The sequence below is a fragment of the Pseudomonas paraeruginosa PA7 genome (assembly GCF_000017205.1).
Classification (GTDB): Bacteria; Pseudomonadota; Gammaproteobacteria; order Pseudomonadales; family Pseudomonadaceae; genus Pseudomonas; species Pseudomonas paraeruginosa.
Genome location: NC_009656.1, coordinates 2,354,269 through 2,371,493, shown reverse-complemented (window position 1 = coordinate 2,371,493; position 17,225 = coordinate 2,354,269). Strand labels below are relative to the sequence as shown.

Below are 17,225 nucleotides of genomic sequence, written 5' to 3'. Positions count from 1 at the left end.
AGGTGAATCATGCTACCGACTCTCTACATCTCCCACGGCTCGCCGATGCTTGCCCTCGACCCGGGCCCCAGCGGCGTGCAGCTGCGCTGCCTGGCCACGGAACTGCCACGCCCCAGGGCGATCCTGGTGGTTTCCGCGCACTGGGAAAGCGACGATCTGCGGGTGACCAGCGCCGCCACGCCGGGCATCTGGCACGACTTCTATGGCTTCCCGCCGGCCCTGTACGCCGTACGCTACCCGGCCCAGGGCGCGCCGGCGCTGGCGCAGCGGGTCATCGACCTGCTCGAGGCCGGCGGCCTGCCGGCGCAGGCCGACCCCCGGCGTCCGCTCGACCACGGCACCTGGGTGCCACTGAGCCTGATGTATCCGCAGGCGGACATCCCGGTGCTGCAACTGTCCCTGCCCAGCCGCCTCGGCGCGGCCCTGCAGACCCGCGTCGGCCAGGCCCTGCGCCAGCTGCGCGGGGAAGGCGTGCTGCTGATCGGCTCCGGCAGCATCACCCACAACCTCGGCGAACTGGACTGGCACGCCGGGCCGGAAGCCATCGCGCCCTGGGCGCGGGAGTTCCGTGATTGGATGGTGGAAAAGCTCCAGGCCGACGACGAAGCCGCGCTCCACGATTACCGCCGGCAGGCGCCCTGGGCGGCGCGCAACCACCCCAGCGACGAGCATCTGCTGCCGCTGTTCTTCGCCCGCGGCGCAGGCGGCGGCGATATGCGCGTCGAGCACAGCGGCTTTACCCTGGGCTCGCTGGGGATGGATATCTATCGCTTCGATTGACAGGGTTTCTCGTGGGACTGGCGGAGAACATCGGCTTCCCGCCGCAAGCTGGGTGGACTCGGCTGGCAGCCAGGAAATCGCGAGCGATATAGTCCTGTAGCGCGAATAACGCCATAGGCGTCATCCGCGATGTAATGGATAGGCGGCGGATCAGAGCTTCGGTATGTGCAGGTCTGGCATGCACGACGTGGTGCCTGCCCTGGCGGCTGGGCGAGCCTTTTGTTTCCTTTGGGACGCTTGCCAAAGGGGCTCGCCGGGAGGACGAAACGAGAAGCCGGGGCAGGCACGGAAAGCAGCCTGGCCAGCAACCATCAAGTCCATGCTGCCCGCCCCATGAAAAAGCCCCGCCGAAGCGGGGCTTTTTCATCGCGCTGGACCTCAGTCCTCGCGATAGCGGCGCAGGCGCAGGGCCTTGCCGGCGACGCGGGTGTCCTTGAGCTTGGTCAGCAAACGCTCGAGGTTGGCCTCGGGCAGCTCGATCAGGCTGAAGGTGTCGCGGATCTGGATACGACCGATGTCCTCGCGGGACAGGCCGCCCTCGTTGAGGATCGCGCCCAGCAGGTTCTTCGCCGCGACGCCGTCGCGCGCGCCCAGGGCGGTGCGGCAGCGGGCCCGGCCTTCGCTCGGCGGTGCCATCGGCCGGCGTTCGCCGCTGCGCTCGGGACGCTCACCGCGCTCGGCACGCTCACGCGGCGCCGAAGGGGTCAGCGGCTGTTCGCGGCGCACCGACTCCAGGTCCAGCGCCTTGCCGGCGGTCAGGCGCGCCAGCAGCGCGGCGGCCAGGGTCTCGGCATCGCAGTCCAGGCGGCGGCAGAGTTCGTCGCGCACCGCGCCGCGCTGCGCGACGGCGCTCTCCAGCAGCGGCGAGAGGCTCGCGGCCAGGCGTGCCAGACGGGCTTCCAGCACGGTCTCGGGGTCCGGCAGGCGAACCTCGCCGACCTTCTGCCCGGTGACCCGCTCGATCACCTGCAGCATGCGCCGCTCGCGCGGGGTCACCAGCAACAGGGCGCGGCCCTCGCGGCCGGCACGACCGGTACGGCCGATGCGGTGCACGTAGGACTCCGGATCGTACGGCATGTCGATGTTCAGTACATGGGTGATGCGCGGCACGTCCAGGCCACGGGCGGCGACGTCGGTGGCGATGACGATGTCCAGCGAGCCGTCCTTCAGCGACTCGATCACCCGCTCGCGCTGGGCCTGCGGCATGTCGCCGTTCAGCGCGGCGGCACGATAGCCCTGGCGCTCCAGCAGCTCGGCGTAGTCGAGGGTGGCCTGCTTGGTGCGGACGAAGGCGATCAGCGCGTCGAACTGCTCGACTTCCAGCAGGCGCTGGATCGAACCGGCCTTCTGGTCGGCATGGACCATCAGGTGGACCTGCTCGATGCGCGCCACGGTCTGGGTCTTGGCGGCGATCTTGACGTGCTTCGGCTGCTTCAGGTGACGCTCGGCGATGCCACGGATGGAGGCCGGCAGGGTCGCCGAGAAGAGCACGGTCTGGCGCGACTCGGGCAGCGCCTCGAAGATCACTTCGAGATCGTCCATGAAGCCGAGCTTGAGCATCTCGTCGGCCTCGTCGAGCACCAGGCGCTGGACGGTGGCCAGCAGCTTCTCGTCGCGGCGCAGGTGATCGCACAGGCGGCCGGGGGTAGCGACGAGGATCTGCGCGCCCTGGCGCAGGGCCTTCAGTTGCGGGCCCATGGGTGCGCCACCGTAGACGGCGACCACGCCGACGCCCGGCAACTGCTTGGAATAGGTTTCGCAGGCGGTGGCGACCTGCAGGGCCAGCTCGCGGGTCGGCACCAGCACCAGCATCTGCGGCTCGCGGCGGCTCGGGTCGATGCGCGACAGCAGCGGCAGGGCGAAGGCGGCGGTCTTGCCGGTGCCGGTCTGCGCCTGGCCAATCATGTCGTGACCTTCGAGGATCAGCGGAATCGATTGAGCCTGGATAGGCGAAGGCTCTTCATAGCCTACGGCGGTGATTGCCGCGAGCACATTGGGGTGAATACCGAGCGCGGCGAAGCCGACGGTTTCCTGAGTCATGGGTTTGCCTCGTATACATCCGCAAAGACCCATGACCCATGGCTGCTCATGCCCTGTACGGCCAGAACGGCCACCCAGGCAGCTGGGGCGGGATTTGCGAGATTGCTTTTGAATTAGAAGATTACGTAAAGGAGATCCGCAGAGCGGATACACAGCCAGAGCACAGCGCTCCGAAAAATGCAGGTCCTGAACGGGGTCGTTTTTGACCGGCGCGCATCATACCGGAATTTTGTCGTTTGTGTGCGTTTTTTCCGACATGCGTCGTCAGAGGAGCTGACAATGGACATCCCGTTTGCATACGTCTATACCGACGTTGCCCGCCCCCGCCAGGAAATCGCCGCATGAACGACACCTCCCCCGGACGCATCAGCCGCGAACGGCGTGGCCACCTGCTGCTGCTCGGCCTCGACCGCGTCGCCAAGCGCAACGCCTTCGACCTGCCGATGCTCGACGACCTGGTCGCCGCCCTCGGCGAATACGAGGCCGACGACCAGTTGCGCTGCGCCCTGCTCTTCGCCCATGGCGAGCATTTCACCGCCGGGCTCGACCTGGCCAATGTCGGCGAGACCTTTCGCCAGGGCTGGAAGCTTCCCGAGGGCGCCGTCGACCCCTGGGGTACCTTCGGCGGCCGACGCCTGTCCAAACCGCTGGTGCTGGCGGTGCAGGGCTATTGCTACACCATCGGCATCGAGCTAATGCTCGCCGCCGACATCAATCTCTGCGCCAGCACCGCGCGTTTCGCCCAGCTGGAAGTACAGCGCGGGATCCTCCCGTTCGGCGGCGCGACGCTGCGCATGCACCAGGTCGCCGGCTGGGGCAACGCCATGCGCTGGCTGCTCACCGGCGACGAATTCGACGCCCACGAAGCCTATCGTCTCGGCCTGGTGCAGGAAGTCACCGCCCCGGAAGACCTCCTCGACCACGCCGTCGCCCTCGCCGAACGGGTCGCGGCCCAGGCGCCGCTGGGCGTGCGCGCCACCCTCGGCTCGGCGCGCCAGGCCCTGTTGGAAGGCGAAGCGGTCGCCGCCGCTGCGTTGCCGGAAGCCGCCAGGCGCCTGCTCGACAGCGAGGACGCCAAGGAAGGCCTGCGCGCGCTCCAGGAACGCCGCCCGGGACGCTTCGAAGGACGCTAGGCCAGGCCCTTGCCTACGCGCCCTGGCTACTGGGCCGGGCGGAGGCTGTCGAGATAGCCCTGCAACGAGTAGCCGAGTTGCGGCTCCAGCGCCGCGGCACGCGCCTGCAGGGCCTCCTGGTCGAGTTCGAGGGCCAGGCTGGCCGGCACCAGCATCACCACGTTGCCCTCGGCCACCGGACACTCCCAGTAATGATGGTGATAGCGTCCGCGCAGCAGCGGCGCGCCGAGCGGCTTGCCGTCGTTGCCGCTCCACTGGTTGATCACCAGCCAGCCATCCGCGGCGAGCCGCTCCTGGCAGGCGCCGAGGAAGTTCCAGGCCAGGTGCGCGGCCGACGGCCCGGTGTCGGTATAGAGGTCGAGGAAGATCAGGTCGGCCTCCGCGCAATCGTCCAGCGCCTCCAGCGCATCGCCGATGCGCAGCCGCAGGCGCGGATCGGCGCCCAGCCCCAGATGCTCGCGGGCCAGGCGCGGGATGGCCGGACGCAACTCGATGGCTTCGGCCTCCTCCAGCGGCAGGTGGCGCAGGCAGGCCTGGGTCAGGCTGCCGGCGCCGAAACCGAGGAACAGCGCCCGCCGTGGTCGTGGGTGGCAGAGCGCGCCGAGCAGCATGGCGCGGGTATAGTCGTACTCCAGCCAGGTCGGGTCGGGCATGAACACGCAGCTCTGCTCGACGCCATCACCGAACTCGAGGAAGCGGTAGTCGCCGGACTCGATCACCCGGATCACCCCGTATGCATCCTGCTCCTCGACCAGCAGCCGTTCTTCGCTCACCACCTACCCCCCGCCGCTTCGCCGGCTATCGCCAGGTACTCCGGCAAAAACACCGCAGCATAGCAAAGCCGGCCCGACGATGGATTTCCGCTATCGCAATGATCGCTGGCGGCGCCGCGCCTGGCTGCTCTACCATGCCGCAATCCGCTTTTCCGAGCATCGCCAAGAGTCGCAGATGAGCCAGTCCTGGAGCCCCGACAGCTGGAGGGCCAAGCCAATCCAGCAACAACCCGAGTACCCCGACGCCGCCCACCTGGCCAGGGTCGAACAGACCCTCGCCGGCTATCCTCCGCTGGTCTTCGCCGGCGAGGCCCGCGAGCTGCGCCGACAGTTCGCCGAAGTCACCGCCGGGCGCGCCTTCCTGCTCCAGGGCGGCGACTGTGCGGAAAGCTTCGCCGAGTTCTCCGCGGCGAAGATCCGCGACACCTTCAAGGTCCTGCTGCAGATGGCCGTGGTGATGACTTTCGCCGCCGGCTGCCCGGTGGTGAAGGTCGGACGCATGGCCGGCCAGTTCGCCAAGCCGCGCTCCGCCGGCGACGAGACGCAGAACGGCGTGACCCTGCCGGCCTATCGCGGCGATATCGTCAACGGCATCGGCTTCGACGAGAAGAGCCGCGTGCCGGATCCGGAGCGCCTGTTGCAGGCCTACCACCAGTCCACCGCCAGCCTCAACCTGTTGCGCGCCTTCGCCCAGGGCGGCTTCGCCGACCTGCACCAGGTGCACCGCTGGAACCTCGACTTCATCGCCAACTCGGCGCTCGCCGAGCGCTACCAGCAACTGGCCGACCGCATCGACGAGACCCTCGCCTTCATGCGCGCCTGCGGCCTGGACAGCGCGCCGCAGCTACGCGAAACCAGCTTCTTCACCGCCCACGAAGCGCTCCTGCTGAGCTACGAGGAAGCCCTGACCCGCCGCGACAGCCTGACCGGCGAGTGGTACGACTGCTCCGCGCACATGCTCTGGATCGGCGACCGCACCCGCCAGCTCGACGGCGCCCACGTGGAGATGCTGCGCGGCGTCGGCAACCCGATCGGGGTCAAGGTAGGGCCGAGCATGGACGACGAGGAACTGATCCGCCTGATCGACATCCTCAACCCGGAGAACGACCCCGGCCGCCTCAACCTGATCGTGCGGATGGGCGCCGACAAGGTCGGCGACCACCTGCCGCGCCTGATCCGGGCCATCCAGCGCGAGGGGCGCCAGGTGCTGTGGAGCTCCGACCCGATGCACGGCAACACCATCAAGGCCTCCAGCGGCTACAAGACCCGCGACTTCGCCCGCGTGCTCGCCGAAGTCCGCCAGTTCTTCGAGGTGCACCAGGCCGAGGGCAGCTACGCCGGCGGCATCCATATCGAGATGACCGGGCAGAACGTCACCGAGTGCATCGGCGGCTCGCGGCCGATCACCGAGGACGGCCTCAGCGACCGCTACCATACCCACTGCGACCCGCGGCTGAACGCCGACCAGTCGCTGGAGCTGGCCTTCCTCATCGCCGAGACGCTCAAGCAGGTGCGCCACTGACAGCACCTCGCACGCTCCCGCCGCCCGGCGGGAGTTCTCTCTAGAGCAATACCCCGCGCAAGCGCAACGCCAGCTCTCCGCCCCCCTCGATCATCACCGTCGCCAGGCCCAGCCAGGCCGCCATGTCGCGCAGTTGCGCGGCCAGTTCGTGGAGCGCGGCATCGTCCATCCCGCCGGCCTCGGCGTGCAGCGCATGCACCGCCAGGCGCTCGCGCGCCCGCTCGGCGCGCAGGTCGACACGGCCGACCAGGCGGCCGTTGTGCAGGAACGGCAGGACGTAGTAGCCGTACACGCGCCTTTCCTTCGGCGTGTAGATCTCCAGGCGATAGCGGAAATCGAACAGGCGCTCGGCCCGCGCGCGCTCCCAGACCAGCGAATCGAAAGGCGAAAGCAGGGCGCTGGCAGGCACCCGCCGCGGTACCCGTGGCTCACCGAGGGAATAGGCCGCCTGGCTCCAACCTTCCACCCTCACCGGCAGAAGCTCGCCGGCCTCCACCAGTTCGGCGAGGCGCGCACGACTCTGCGCCGGGCTCAACCGGTAGTAGTCGCGCAGGTCTTTTTCGGTGGCCACGCCGAGAGCCGTGGCGGCCATGCGCAGCAGTTCGCGCTGAGCGTGGTCTTCCGACGGTTCGGGGCGGGCCAGCAGTTCCGCAGGGAACACCCGTTCCGGCAGATCGTAGAGCCGCTCGAAACCGCGCCGTCCGGCCACCGTCACCTCACCCGCGGCGAACAGCCATTCCAGCGCATGTTTTTCCGCGCTCCAGTCCCACCACGGACCGGCCCGCTCCTGCCGCGTGCTCAGGCTGCCGGCACCCAGCGCGCCCTGTTCGCGCACCGCCTGCAATACCTGGCGGATCAGTGGCTGCTGCTCCCGGCCGAAACGCGCCAGTTGCTGGTAGATGCCCTGGCCGTCGGCGGCCTGGCGCATCCGCCAGCGCAGCAATGGATAGTGTGCCAGCGGCAGCAGCGAGGCTTCATGGCCCCAGTATTCGAACAACTGGCGGTGACGGCCAACACTCCAGGCCGCCTCGTCGAGCAGCGTCATCGAATAGGGACCGAGACGGGAGAACAGCGGCAGGTAGTGCGAACGCACCAGCGCATTCACCGAGTCGATCTGCAGCAGACCGAGGCGCGCGAGCATCTCGCGCAGGTGGCGCCGCTGCACGCTGCGGCGCGTCCGCCGACCGTCGAAGCCCTGCGCCGCCAGGGCCAGGCGGCGGGCTTCGGCGAGGGAAAGCGAAAGACTCATGGAGCGCCCCTGTCGAAGAAGGAAACCGCGAGTCTAGCGCGCCTCCGCCACCGCGCCAGCCCGGCGCGCCGCTGCGGTTCGCTCAATGCCGACGCAACGGATCGTCCCAGAAATGACGCTCGCCTTCCCGGAAGATGTCCGCCCGGCTCAGACCCAGGTCCTTCAGCGCCTCGTCGCTCAGCCTCAGCAATTCCCGACGCTCGCGGGCCAGTTGCAGCCAGCGCCGCCAACGGCGCCACAACGACGGCGCAGCCGGCGAGGCGGGATGGGTTACAGCGTGGAAGTGATTGCCGAAACAATCCTGTTGACCTTTCATCGTCTTGCCCTCCGTTCGGGATAGGCACAGTCTCCCGCCGGGCATAGGATCAATCCAACGAATCATTCTTATGCAATGCATCTCGGAGATTGATGAATGAGCTACCAGCCCGGCATCGATACGGAACTGCTCCGCACCTTCGTCGCCATCGCCGAGCACGGCGGCTTCACCCGCGCCGCGGAGGCGGTGAACCGCACCCAGTCGGCGGTCAGCATGCAGATGAAACGGCTCGAGGAGGACGTCCTGCAGCGCTCGCTGTTCGAGCGCGACGGAAGGCAGACCCGCCTCACCGCCGAAGGCCAGGTACTGCTCGGCTATGCCCGGCGGATCCTGAAACTGCACGGCGAGGTGTTCAACACCCTGCGCCAGCCACACATGGTCGGCTCGGTGCGGATCGGCACCCCGGACGACTATGTGATGCGCTTCCTCCCGGCGATCCTCTCGCGCTTCGCCGAAGCCTATCCGCTGGTGCAGGTCGAGGTGCACTGCGACACCTCGCTCAACCTGCTGGCGCGCAACGATCTCGACCTGTCCATCGTCACCCGCGAGCCCGGCACCGAGATCGGCCAGCTGCTGCGCCAGGAACCCTTCGTCTGGATGGCCGCCGAGGGCTTCTGCCCCCACCACCAGCGGCCGATCCCCCTGGCCATGTTCAACACCACCTGTTTCTGCCGCGCCTGGGCCTGCAACGCCCTGGAAGCGGCCGAGCTGGACTACCGCATCGCCTACAGCAGCCCGAGCCTGTCGGCGCTGTTCGCGGTGGTCAGCGCCGGCCTGGCGGTGACCGTGCAGCTACGCAGTCTGCTGACCGGCAACCTGCGCATCCTCGACGAAAGCGAGGGCCTGCCCGCCCTGCCCTCGGCCAGCATCATGCTGATGCGCAACCCGCACAGCCAGTCGCCGGTCACCGAAAAGCTGGCCGAATACATCGGCGAGGGCTTCCGCCTCTGACTCAACCGCGCACCAGCAGGAGCACCGCGCACAACGCGAGGAAGGCGCAGAAGGCCATGCGCAGGCCGCGCTCGGGCAAGGCGTGAGCCAGCCTCACGCCCCAGGAAATGCTCAGCAGGCCGCCCAGCGCCAGGGGGATCCCCATCCGCCAGTCGACATGGCCGTGCATGGCGTAGGTCCCCAGCGCCACCGCCGTGCTCGGCGCGGCCAGAGCCAGGGCCAGCCCCTGGGCGACGACCTGGGCGAGACCGAACACCGAAGTCAGCACCGGCGTCGCCAACACCCCGCCACCGACCCCGAACAGACCGCCGAGCGAGCCCGCGCCGAGGCCCAGCACGCCCATCCAGGGCAGACCGTAGCGCGGCGTCGCGGCGCCCTGCGGCGGACGCCGGAACAGGCGCCAGAACATGTAGCCGGCCAGCGCCAGGAGAAAGACCACGAACGCTTCGCGCATCCGCGCCGCGTCGATCCGCGCGGCCACGCTGGACGCCAGGAACGCGCAAAGCAGCCCGGTCAGGGCGAGGATCCCGGCCTGGCGCGGATCGATGCGGTTGCGTTGGTGGTAGCGCCACAGCGCCAGCAGCACGTTCGGCACCACCATCACCAGCGCGGTGCCCTGCGCCAGTTGCTGGTCGAGACCGAAGATCACGCCCAGCGCCGGGATCGCCAGCAAGCCGCCGCCGATGCCGAAGAGTCCACCCAGACAACCGAGCATCATGCCCAGAAGAAAATCGAAAACCACATCCAGCATGCCAGCCTCCTTTCGCCAGCCTCCATGCTAGGCAGGCGTGGCTGGATGGGAAACGCGCAAGAAAGCACAATGGCTATGCCCAATACGCAAAGGCATTCTTCATGTTGCCCGATACCCTCAGCGAACAGTTCGTCCTCTACCTCGACGTGCTCGACAGCGGCAGCTTCTCCGCCGCTGCGCGCAAGCATCCGCTCACCCCATCAGCCGTGGCGCGCCGCATGGATGCCCTGGAGCGCGCGCTGGGCAGTACCCTGCTGGTCCGTACCACCCATGCCGTGCGCGCCACGCCGGCGGGCCTGGCCTTCGCCGATCGGGCGCGGCGGATCGTCACCGAACTGCGCCTGGCCCGCGCCGAAGCGGTATCGCTGAGCACCGCGCCGCAGGGCCTGATCCGCATCGATGCACCAGTGCCCTTCGGCCGCCGCCACCTGGCTCCGGCCATCGCCGACTTCCTCAAGGCCAACCCCGGCCTCGACGTGCAATTGCGCCTGATAGGCAGTTTCATCGACCTGCAGGGCGAACACCTCGGCGAAGTCGATCTGGTCCTGCGCGCCGGCCCGCTGCCCGACAGCCGCCTGGTGGCCACCTCGCTAGCGCCCATGGTGCGGGTGGTCTGCGCCAGCCCGGAATACCTGCGCGAACACGGCGTTCCCGCCTCCCCAGGCGAACTGCCGGAGCATGCCGGCATCGATTGGGACAACCTGTCGCCACCCTATGCCTGGCGCTTCCAGCACGACGGCAAGCTCCAGCACCTGCGGCCGAAACGGGCGCGGCTGGCCACCAATAACGCCGAAGCGATGGTCGACGCGGCGCTGGCCGGCCTCGGCATCGCCCACCTGCCGACCTGGTTGTGCAGCGAGTACCTGCTGCGCGGCGAACTGCAAGCGCTGTTCTGCGACGACGGCTTGCCCGCCGCCGAGCCAACCTGCATCTATGCCCTGCGCCTGGAGCGCGAAGCCAGTTCGCGAACCCGCCTGCTTCTGGCCTTCCTCCGTGAGCGCTTCGGTTTTCCGCCGCCCTGGGACCAGGCCCTGCAGCAGTGCCTGGGCGAGCGCTGAAGACACCGGCCGGCGGGAAACCTGGAAAGCCAAAAGCCACTACGCTAAATTCATGCACAGCGCCTTACCTGGAAGACAGCCATGTCCCGACTGCCCACCACCCCTTGCGAGCAGCTCAAGCTGGACAACCAGCTGTGCTTCGCCCTGTACTCCACCTCGCTGCAGATGACCAAGGTCTACAAGCCCCTGCTGCAAGCGCTCGGCCTCACCTATCCGCAGTACATCGCCATGCTGGTGCTGTGGGAACGCGACGGCCTGACCGTGGGCGAAATCAGCGCACGCATGCTTACCGACCCGGGCTCGCTCACGCCCCTGCTCAAGCGCCTGGAGGGCGAGGGCCTGATTACCCGCACTCGCAGCAGCGAAGACGAACGCATAGTCCTGCTGCACCTGACCGCCAAGGGCCGCGCCCTGCAGCGACAGGCCGGGAGCATTCCCGCCTGCATCCTGGAGCGCACCGGCCTCGACTTGCCACAGTTGGTCGCCCTCAAGGACGAACTGCTGGCCCTGCGCGGCAACCTGCAAGCCCCGGACTGAGGGGCTTATACCTGTCTGCCTGGCTCTTATCGCCAAATCTTCCAAATATTATCTTGCGCGCAAAATAACTCAGCGCTAAATTCATGCTCACGCACTTACTTAGCACGCAAGAAATTAACGCACAACATAGGCAGGTGACCCCTCATGCAAACCATCAAGGCTCTCTACACCGCAACCGCAACCGCCACCGAAGGCCGTGACGGCCGAGCGGTATCCTCGGACGGCATACTCGACGTGAAACTCAGCACTCCGCGCGAACTGGGCGGCCAGGGCGGCGCGGCCACCAACCCGGAACAACTGTTCGCCGCCGGCTACTCCGCCTGCTTCATCGGGGCCCTGAAGTTCGTCGCCAGCCAGCGCAAGCAGGCCCTTCCCGCCGACGCCTCGATAACCGGCAAGGTCGGCATCGGCCAGATTCCGGGCGGCTTCGGCCTGGAGGTCGAACTGGACATCAGCCTGCCGGGCCTGGAGCGCGAAGCCGCCGAAGCGCTGGTAGCCGCCGCCCACCAGGTCTGCCCCTACTCCAACGCCACCCGCGGCAATATCGACGTACGCCTGAACGTGTCGGTCTGAAGTCCCTGCCAGTCCGCGCCGCAGCGGACGGCGGAAACGAAAAAGCCCGGCGAATGCCGGGCTTTTTCTCGTCGCGCGGAAGGATCAGGCCTTGACGCGGGACTTGTACTCACCGGTGCGGGTATCGATCTCGATCGAGTCGCCGATTTCGCAGAACGCGGAAACCTGCAGCTCCGCGCCATTGTTCAGGCGCGCGGTCTTCATCACCTTGCCCGAGGTGTCGCCGCGGACGGCCGGCTCGGTGTAGGCGATCTGGCGAACGATGGTGGTCGGCAGTTCTACCGAGATCACCTTGTCGTTGTAGAACACGGCTTCGCAGATGTCGGTCATGCCATCTTCGATGAAGGTCAGAACGCCTTCCAGATCGTCTTTCTCGATTTCGTACTGGTTGAACTCGCTGTCCATGAAGACGTACAGCGGGTCGGCGAAGTAGGAGTAAGTCACTTCCTTGCGATCGAGGATGATCGGCTCCAGCTTGTCGTCGGCCTTGAACACGGTCTCGGTACCGGCGCCGGTGAGCAGGTTCTTCAGCTTCATCTTGACGACGGCGGCGTTACGGCCGGACTTGTTGAACTCGGCCTTCTGGATGACCCAGGGAGCGCCATTGATGTTGGCAACCTGGCCGGCGCGGAACTCTTGAGCGGTTTTCATACGAATATCCGATGGATGAAAGACAAAAAATCAGGCCGCGTATCATAGCCAATCTGCGTAAAAATGCACCAGCCTTGCCGCAAGATCCGGACGCGCGTCCTGTTCGTCCGCCCAGCGCTGCGCTTCCCGCCGCCAGTCGGGCAGACGCTCTTCCAGGCTTTCCCAGAGTCCGCCAAGTTCGCCACCGACGTTCCAGGCCAGCCAGAAGGCGCGCAGGCTTTGCGCCAGCGCCGGTGGCTGGGCGGCGCAATAGAGATCGAGAAACGCCTCGAGCTTCGCCAGGTGCGCCTCCTCTTCCTGCTGATAGATGTGCCAGACCATCGGGCGGCCCGCCCATTGCGCGCGGACGAAGGAATCCTCGCCCCGCACCGCGTTCAGGTCGCAACACCAGAGCAGGCGGTCGTAGTCGTCCTGGGCCATGAATGGCAATACCTGGACGCGCAGGGCGTCGCGCACGTGGACCTCGCCGACGGCCAGCCCGGGCAGTTGCAGCCAGCCGGCGACATCGGCCAGCACCCGTCCCTCCGGCACCAGCAGCAGGCTGGGTTGGCGAGCGCGGCGCAACGAGTCGAGCCAGGACCGTAGCGCCGGGTTCTCGTAGGCGAACAGCGAGAGCAGCCGCTCACCGACCTTGCGCCGCACCCCGAGAGCGGCGAGGAACGCCTCCTGCGCGCGCGCCGAGGCCTGGAAGCTGCGCCGGCGCTCCAGCAGGCCGGCCTCGCGCAACAGCCCGCCGCTGGGCTCGCGAAACCCCGGAAAGAAAAAGTACTTGGACAGCCCGCATGGCTGCAGCGAAGGCAGCGCGTGGCAACCGCCGATCCACTCTTCCGCGCTGAGGTACTCCAGGTTCAGCCAGAGAGAAGGACGCCCGCGCTCGCGCATCGCCTGCCGGTGCGCTTCCGGCAATTCGCAGGCGAAGGCCTCGATCACCACGTCGGCGGCCTCCACCGGGGACCATGCCTTGTCCCAGGCGCGCACTTCCACGCCGGCATGGCGCTGGACCTGTATCGCCGGGTCCGCCTGCGGGCAGATACGAACGAAGGCGCGCGGTTCGTCGACCCACAGGCGCACCGCCTGGCCATGCTCCCCGGCCAACTGGCGAGCCAGGCGCCAGGTGACGCCGATGTCGCCATAGTTGTCGACCACGCTACAGAAAATGTCCCAGCTCGCCATCCGCCCCTCCTTTCGTGACCGGCATTCTACCAAGGCGCCCCGCGGACAGCCCGGCAACGACCTAAGCCGATGAAAAAGTTAAAAAAATATTTGCCAAGCGGGAAAGGTTCGAGTAAATTGCGCGCCTCGACAGACACAGCGCTGTCGAGCAATCTGGTGAGGTGTCCGAGTGGTTGAAGGAGCACGCCTGGAAAGTGTGTATACGGGAAACCGTATCGAGGGTTCGAATCCCTCCCTCACCGCCACATCGCAAGAAGGCCCGGCTAACAAGTTAGCCGGGCCTTTTTCATTTCCGCACCAATACTTACGGCATTTCAGGCAACATGCTGGCAACTTAGTTGTTACTTGCCACTCCCCGCCAAAACGATAAGCCGGCATTCCGCGAGACACTCTCGACAACCCGGCAGCCCTCGCCCCTCGCCCCTTGCAGCAACTCCACCGAAGGTCCGGGAAATTCCTTACTTGCCCTGCCCGCTGGATGTTTTTTGAACAAAACACTCTCCAACTACTGCTAAAGTCGAGGAGGCTAAAAAAAAAGTTGCTCGGCTTGCGCTTGGTCAGTTTACTTACTACAAGTAATGGGTAGTATGTAGCCGGCTAATTTCCCCGGCTGGGGAGATTGCTGTTATGGAAATGTCCACCTTAAGGGGAACACGATGAACAACGTTCTGAAATTCTCTGCTCTGGCTCTGGCTGCTGTTCTGGCCACCGGTTGCAGCAGCCACTCCAAAGAAACCGAAGCTCGTCTGACCGCTACCGAAGACGCGGCTGCTCGCGCTCAGGCTCGCGCTGACGAAGCCTATCGCAAGGCTGACGAAGCTCTGGGCGCCGCTCAGAAAGCTCAGCAGACCGCTGACGAGGCTAACGAGCGTGCCCTGCGCATGCTGGAAAAAGCCAGCCGCAAGTAATAGGTCTCGCGACCTGTTGAAAACCGGTCCCTCGGGGCCGGTTTTTTTATGCCCGCGATTCGCCCGGACATGAAAAAACCCGCGCCCTTGCGGTACGCGGGTTTGTTCTTCCGCAGCTGCGCTCAGGGGGCCAGTTGCGTCGGATCGCTATCCATCGTCGCGGTCATCGCCGGCGCGGACTCCTGGGCGATCTCCACCGGCACGCCATCCTCGGACGCCACCACCTCGCGCACCACGTCCCAGTTGAGCTGGATACGCTTGGCCAGGTCGTCGCGCTTGAGCAGGGTGTTGATCACCGCGGTGTGCTTGTCGACCACCGACGGATCGCCATGGTCGTTCAGCGGCGTGTGCGCCTCCAGGTAGACCTTGCCGTTGCTCACGCCGAACTTGTAGGGCTCGTTGATGATACGCACGCTGGTGCCGACGCTGATCATCGAGAACAGGTGGGTCACATCGGCGTTGTACATGCGGAAGCAGCCGTGGCTGGTGCGGGTGCCGATGCCGAACTTCTTGTTCGAGCCGTGGATCAGGTAGCCCGGCACGCCCAGGGTCAGCTTGTACGGTCCCAGCGGATTGTCGGGGCCCGGCGGCACCACGGTCGGCAACGGATCGCCGTCGGCGGCGTGCTCGGCGCGGATCGACGCCGGCGGGTACCAGGCCGGATCCTTGGTCTTGGCGGTGATACGGGTGTTGGCGATCGGCGAACCCCAGCCCTCGCGGCCGATACCCAGCGGGTAGGTGTGCACCACGTCCTGCCCTTTCGGGTAGTAATAGAGACGGTATTCGGCCAGGTTTATGACCACACCCTCGCGCGGCCCCGGCGGCAGCACGAAACGGGTCGGGATGATCACTTCGGTGCCGACGCCCGGCAGCCAGGGATCGACACCGGGGTTGGCGGCGACCATCTCGCTGTAGCCCAGGTCATACTGCTCGCCGAGGTCGGCGAAGGTGTCCTCGTACTTGGCCTTGATCACCTGGACCTGGCCGACGACATCCTCGCCCGGAGGCGGAAGCGGCAGTTCCAGGGCCGATGCGGAGCCGGCCGAAAGCAGCGCGGCGAGAGACAGTGAGACGACGGGTACGCGCGACAACATTCCGGAGAATCCTTGGCGAGTGCGATGAAGGAGTAGAAGAGACAGTGTAACACCCCGCCAGGTTTCACCGGGAGGGCTCAGACCAACCAGGACAGGCGCTCCCCGCGCTTTTCCGCTTCCAGTTGTTTCCGGCAGTCGGGGCACAGCAGGCGGTCGCGCAGGCGTCCGCGCTCCAGCGGCTGCCAGCGCGGCTGGGCCGGCAGCAGCTTGCCGCAGAGCGTGCGGTCCGCCGGGGTGTCCAGCTCCAGCTGACGCGCCACCACATGCACCCGGACCTCGCGACAGGCGAACAGGTCCAGCTGATCATCGGGCTCGATCAGTCGATAGGCATAGAGGGTCCAGGCGGGACGCGGCATGGGGGGCTCCTGAGGGGTGCGCAACCTTAGCCGAAAGCGGTTTCCCGGGGAAGTCTCAAAGCAGCGGTTTCAGTGTCGGCCAGACATTTTCCAGAAGCCTGGGCTGGGCGGCGAGCGCCGGATGGATGCCGTCGGCCTGCATCATCCCCTCGACCCCGCCGACCCCTTCGAGAAAGAACGGCACCAGGGCGGTCTTCTCTTGCGCCGCGACCCTGCCGTAGACCCTGGAAAACGCCTCGATGTAGCGGGGACCGTAGTTCGGCGGTAGCTGGATACCCAGCAACAGCACCTTCGCCCCTTCCGCGCGGGCCTTCTGCGCCATGGCGGCAAGATTCTGTTGCAATTGCGCCGGGGCCATCCCGCGCAGGCCGTCGTTGCCACCCAGTTCGATCACCACGAGCGCCGGTTTTTCCTCGGCAAGCAGCGCCGGCAGGCGCGCCAGGCCGCCCGCGGAGGTATCACCACTGATCGAGGCGTTGACCACGCGGTAGTCGTAACCCTCCTCGGCCAGACGCTTCTGCAGCAGGGCGACCCAGCCCTGGCTGGTATCCAGTCCCAAAGCGGCGCTGATACTATCGCCCACGACCAACAGCGTCTGCGCCGCGGCCTGCTGGGTCAGCAGGACCAGGGCCAGGCAGCCGCTCAACAGCAATGCACGCATCGGAACCTCCATGAGCGCCAGCATTCTCAACGCGCAGAACCTTAGCAAGGTTGTCGGTAGCGCGGAAGGCAAGTTGACCATCCTCCACGACCTCTCCCTCGACCTCGCCCGCGGCGACAGCCTGGCGATCGTCGGCAGCTCCGGCTCCGGCAAGTCGACCCTGCTCGGCCTGCTCGCCGGCCTCGACCAGCCCAGTGGCGGCGAAGTCCAGCTGGCCGGGCACGCCCTCGGCGCGCTCGACGAGGACCAGCGCGCACGCGTCCGCGCTGCCCACGTCGGCTTCGTATTCCAGTCGTTCCAGTTGCTCGACAGCCTCGACGCCCTGGAGAACGTCATGCTGCCGCTGGAGCTGGAAGGCCGCGCGGACGCCCGCCAGCGCGCCGGCGAACTGCTCGAGCGGGTCGGCCTCGGCCAGCGCCTCGGCCACTACCCGCGCCAGCTCTCCGGCGGCGAGCAGCAGCGGGTCGCCATCGCCCGCGCCTTCGCAGCGGAGCCCGACGTGCTGTTCGCCGACGAACCCACCGGCAATCTCGACAGCGCCACCGGGGAGCGCATCAGCGACCTGCTCTTCGAACTCAACCGCGAACGCGGCACCACCCTGGTCCTGGTCACCCACGACGAACGCCTGGCGCACCGCTGCCGACGCCTGATCCGCCTGGAAAGCGGGCGCCTGATCGAGCAGGTCGAGCCCTGATGAAG

At 66.9% G+C, this 17,225-nt stretch carries 19 protein-coding genes and 1 tRNA gene; 10 read left to right on the top strand and 10 right to left on the bottom strand.

Annotated features, from left to right (window positions below; all coding sequences use genetic code 11):
* Positions 1–9 precede the first annotated feature (9 nt).
* Positions 10–780: a DODA-type extradiol aromatic ring-opening family dioxygenase gene (locus tag PSPA7_RS11095; RefSeq protein WP_012075270.1), complete on the top strand. Its 771-nt coding sequence runs from the start codon at positions 10–12 to the stop codon at positions 778–780.
* Positions 781–1,158: 378 nt separating this feature from the next.
* On the opposite strand, the gene PSPA7_RS11090 is transcribed toward PSPA7_RS11095, so the two are convergent.
* The gene (locus PSPA7_RS11090; protein WP_012075269.1) at positions 1,159–2,820 is read right to left on the bottom strand and encodes a DEAD/DEAH box helicase; all 1,662 of its coding nucleotides are present in this window, start codon (positions 2,818–2,820) and stop codon (positions 1,159–1,161) included.
* A 341-nt stretch (positions 2,821–3,161) separates the two neighbouring features.
* Here PSPA7_RS11090 and PSPA7_RS11085 point away from each other — a divergent pair, with 341 nt between their 5' ends.
* A complete protein-coding gene (locus PSPA7_RS11085; RefSeq protein ID WP_012075268.1) occupies positions 3,162–3,953 on the top strand; it encodes a crotonase/enoyl-CoA hydratase family protein in 792 nt (263 codons plus the stop codon).
* A gap of 26 nt (positions 3,954–3,979) precedes the next feature.
* Here PSPA7_RS11085 and PSPA7_RS11080 read toward each other — a convergent pair whose 3' ends face one another.
* Positions 3,980–4,729, bottom strand: a complete 750-nt coding sequence (locus tag PSPA7_RS11080; protein WP_012075267.1) for a spermidine synthase — start codon at positions 4,727–4,729, stop codon at positions 3,980–3,982.
* Positions 4,730–4,901: 172 nt separating this feature from the next.
* On the opposite strand from PSPA7_RS11080, the gene PSPA7_RS11075 reads away from it, so the two are divergent.
* Positions 4,902–6,248, top strand: a complete 1,347-nt coding sequence (locus PSPA7_RS11075; protein WP_033997824.1) for a class II 3-deoxy-7-phosphoheptulonate synthase — start codon at positions 4,902–4,904, stop codon at positions 6,246–6,248.
* A 40-nt stretch (positions 6,249–6,288) separates the two neighbouring features.
* On the opposite strand, the gene PSPA7_RS11070 is transcribed toward PSPA7_RS11075, so the two are convergent.
* Together PSPA7_RS11070 and PSPA7_RS11065 are read right to left on the bottom strand one after the other, a co-directional pair.
* On the bottom strand, positions 6,289–7,497 hold the full coding sequence (locus PSPA7_RS11070; RefSeq protein WP_012075265.1) for a winged helix-turn-helix domain-containing protein: 1,209 nt from the start codon (positions 7,495–7,497) through the stop codon (positions 6,289–6,291).
* Between the two features lie 82 nt (positions 7,498–7,579).
* A complete protein-coding gene (locus PSPA7_RS11065) occupies positions 7,580–7,813 on the bottom strand; it encodes a DUF1127 domain-containing protein (RefSeq protein ID WP_012075264.1) in 234 nt (77 codons plus the stop codon).
* 96 nt (positions 7,814–7,909) lie between these two features.
* Between PSPA7_RS11065 and PSPA7_RS11060 the strand changes: the two genes are divergently transcribed.
* Positions 7,910–8,764, top strand: coding sequence for a LysR substrate-binding domain-containing protein (locus PSPA7_RS11060; RefSeq protein ID WP_012075263.1), 855 nt, complete (start codon positions 7,910–7,912; stop codon positions 8,762–8,764).
* 1 nt (position 8,765) lies between these two features.
* Here the strand turns inward: PSPA7_RS11060 and PSPA7_RS11055 are convergent, their stop codons facing one another.
* Positions 8,766–9,515: a sulfite exporter TauE/SafE family protein gene (locus tag PSPA7_RS11055; protein ID WP_012075262.1), complete on the bottom strand. Its 750-nt coding sequence runs from the start codon at positions 9,513–9,515 to the stop codon at positions 8,766–8,768.
* Positions 9,516–9,616: 101 nt separating this feature from the next.
* On the opposite strand from PSPA7_RS11055, the gene PSPA7_RS11050 reads away from it, so the two are divergent.
* The 3 genes from PSPA7_RS11050 to ohrR (PSPA7_RS11040) all read left to right on the top strand — a co-directional run bounded on the left by PSPA7_RS11050 (position 9,617) and on the right by ohrR (PSPA7_RS11040) (position 11,683).
* Complete coding sequence (locus PSPA7_RS11050) at positions 9,617–10,573, top strand: LysR family transcriptional regulator (RefSeq protein WP_012075261.1); 957 nt, start codon at positions 9,617–9,619, stop codon at positions 10,571–10,573.
* Positions 10,574–10,654: 81 nt separating this feature from the next.
* Complete coding sequence (ohrR, locus tag PSPA7_RS11045) at positions 10,655–11,110, top strand: hydroperoxide stress response transcriptional regulator OhrR (protein WP_012075260.1); 456 nt, start codon at positions 10,655–10,657, stop codon at positions 11,108–11,110.
* A gap of 144 nt (positions 11,111–11,254) precedes the next feature.
* Positions 11,255–11,683, top strand: coding sequence for an organic hydroperoxide resistance protein OhrR (ohrR, locus tag PSPA7_RS11040; protein WP_012075259.1), 429 nt, complete (start codon positions 11,255–11,257; stop codon positions 11,681–11,683).
* A gap of 84 nt (positions 11,684–11,767) precedes the next feature.
* Here the strand turns inward: ohrR (PSPA7_RS11040) and efp are convergent, their stop codons facing one another.
* Both efp and earP read right to left on the bottom strand, forming a co-directional pair.
* A complete protein-coding gene (efp, locus tag PSPA7_RS11035; protein ID WP_003090942.1) occupies positions 11,768–12,334 on the bottom strand; it encodes an elongation factor P in 567 nt (188 codons plus the stop codon).
* A gap of 42 nt (positions 12,335–12,376) precedes the next feature.
* A complete protein-coding gene (earP, locus tag PSPA7_RS11030; protein WP_003157087.1) occupies positions 12,377–13,507 on the bottom strand; it encodes an elongation factor P maturation arginine rhamnosyltransferase EarP in 1,131 nt (376 codons plus the stop codon).
* A 155-nt stretch (positions 13,508–13,662) separates the two neighbouring features.
* Between earP and PSPA7_RS11025 the strand changes: the two genes are divergently transcribed.
* Positions 13,663–13,752 (top strand) — tRNA-Ser (locus tag PSPA7_RS11025).
* A 411-nt stretch (positions 13,753–14,163) separates the two neighbouring features.
* A complete protein-coding gene (gene oprI / locus PSPA7_RS11020; protein ID WP_003090944.1) occupies positions 14,164–14,415 on the top strand; it encodes an outer membrane lipoprotein OprI in 252 nt (83 codons plus the stop codon).
* A 122-nt stretch (positions 14,416–14,537) separates the two neighbouring features.
* Here the strand turns inward: oprI and PSPA7_RS11015 are convergent, their stop codons facing one another.
* The 3 genes from PSPA7_RS11015 to tesA all read right to left on the bottom strand — a co-directional run bounded on the left by PSPA7_RS11015 (position 14,538) and on the right by tesA (position 16,526).
* Entirely contained in the window at positions 14,538–15,509 is a 972-nt protein-coding gene (locus tag PSPA7_RS11015; protein WP_012075258.1) for a L,D-transpeptidase family protein, read from the bottom strand.
* Between the two features lie 77 nt (positions 15,510–15,586).
* Positions 15,587–15,865 (bottom strand): hypothetical protein, encoded by a 279-nt coding sequence (locus PSPA7_RS11010; RefSeq protein WP_003157086.1) that lies wholly within the window; start codon positions 15,863–15,865, stop codon positions 15,587–15,589.
* A 55-nt stretch (positions 15,866–15,920) separates the two neighbouring features.
* Positions 15,921–16,526: an esterase TesA gene (gene tesA / locus PSPA7_RS11005; RefSeq protein ID WP_012075257.1), complete on the bottom strand. Its 606-nt coding sequence runs from the start codon at positions 16,524–16,526 to the stop codon at positions 15,921–15,923.
* A 10-nt stretch (positions 16,527–16,536) separates the two neighbouring features.
* Between tesA and PSPA7_RS11000 the strand changes: the two genes are divergently transcribed.
* Positions 16,537–17,220, top strand: a complete 684-nt coding sequence (locus PSPA7_RS11000) for an ABC transporter ATP-binding protein (protein WP_012075256.1) — start codon at positions 16,537–16,539, stop codon at positions 17,218–17,220.
* Positions 17,221–17,225: the final 5 nt, after the last annotated feature.

Coding starts and splice junctions, on each gene's coding strand:
- PSPA7_RS11085 (WP_012075268.1), top strand. CDS start 3,162: ATGAACGACACCTCCCCCGGACGCATCAGCCGCGAACGGCGTGGCCAC.
- PSPA7_RS11015 (WP_012075258.1), bottom strand. CDS start 15,509: ATGTTGTCGCGCGTACCCGTCGTCTCACTGTCTCTCGCCGCGCTGCTT.
- ohrR (WP_012075260.1), top strand. CDS start 10,655: ATGTCCCGACTGCCCACCACCCCTTGCGAGCAGCTCAAGCTGGACAAC.
- PSPA7_RS11090 (WP_012075269.1), bottom strand. CDS start 2,820: ATGACTCAGGAAACCGTCGGCTTCGCCGCGCTCGGTATTCACCCCAAT.
- PSPA7_RS11010 (WP_003157086.1), bottom strand. CDS start 15,865: ATGCCGCGTCCCGCCTGGACCCTCTATGCCTATCGACTGATCGAGCCC.
- PSPA7_RS11050 (WP_012075261.1), top strand. CDS start 9,617: ATGTTGCCCGATACCCTCAGCGAACAGTTCGTCCTCTACCTCGACGTG.
- PSPA7_RS11055 (WP_012075262.1), bottom strand. CDS start 9,515: ATGCTGGATGTGGTTTTCGATTTTCTTCTGGGCATGATGCTCGGTTGT.
- PSPA7_RS11000 (WP_012075256.1), top strand. CDS start 16,537: ATGAGCGCCAGCATTCTCAACGCGCAGAACCTTAGCAAGGTTGTCGGT.
- PSPA7_RS11075 (WP_033997824.1), top strand. CDS start 4,902: ATGAGCCAGTCCTGGAGCCCCGACAGCTGGAGGGCCAAGCCAATCCAG.
- PSPA7_RS11065 (WP_012075264.1), bottom strand. CDS start 7,813: ATGAAAGGTCAACAGGATTGTTTCGGCAATCACTTCCACGCTGTAACC.
- oprI (WP_003090944.1), top strand. CDS start 14,164: ATGAACAACGTTCTGAAATTCTCTGCTCTGGCTCTGGCTGCTGTTCTG.
- PSPA7_RS11095 (WP_012075270.1), top strand. CDS start 10: ATGCTACCGACTCTCTACATCTCCCACGGCTCGCCGATGCTTGCCCTC.
- earP (WP_003157087.1), bottom strand. CDS start 13,507: ATGGCGAGCTGGGACATTTTCTGTAGCGTGGTCGACAACTATGGCGAC.
- ohrR (WP_012075259.1), top strand. CDS start 11,255: ATGCAAACCATCAAGGCTCTCTACACCGCAACCGCAACCGCCACCGAA.
- PSPA7_RS11070 (WP_012075265.1), bottom strand. CDS start 7,497: ATGAGTCTTTCGCTTTCCCTCGCCGAAGCCCGCCGCCTGGCCCTGGCG.
- tesA (WP_012075257.1), bottom strand. CDS start 16,526: ATGCGTGCATTGCTGTTGAGCGGCTGCCTGGCCCTGGTCCTGCTGACC.
- PSPA7_RS11060 (WP_012075263.1), top strand. CDS start 7,910: ATGAGCTACCAGCCCGGCATCGATACGGAACTGCTCCGCACCTTCGTC.
- efp (WP_003090942.1), bottom strand. CDS start 12,334: ATGAAAACCGCTCAAGAGTTCCGCGCCGGCCAGGTTGCCAACATCAAT.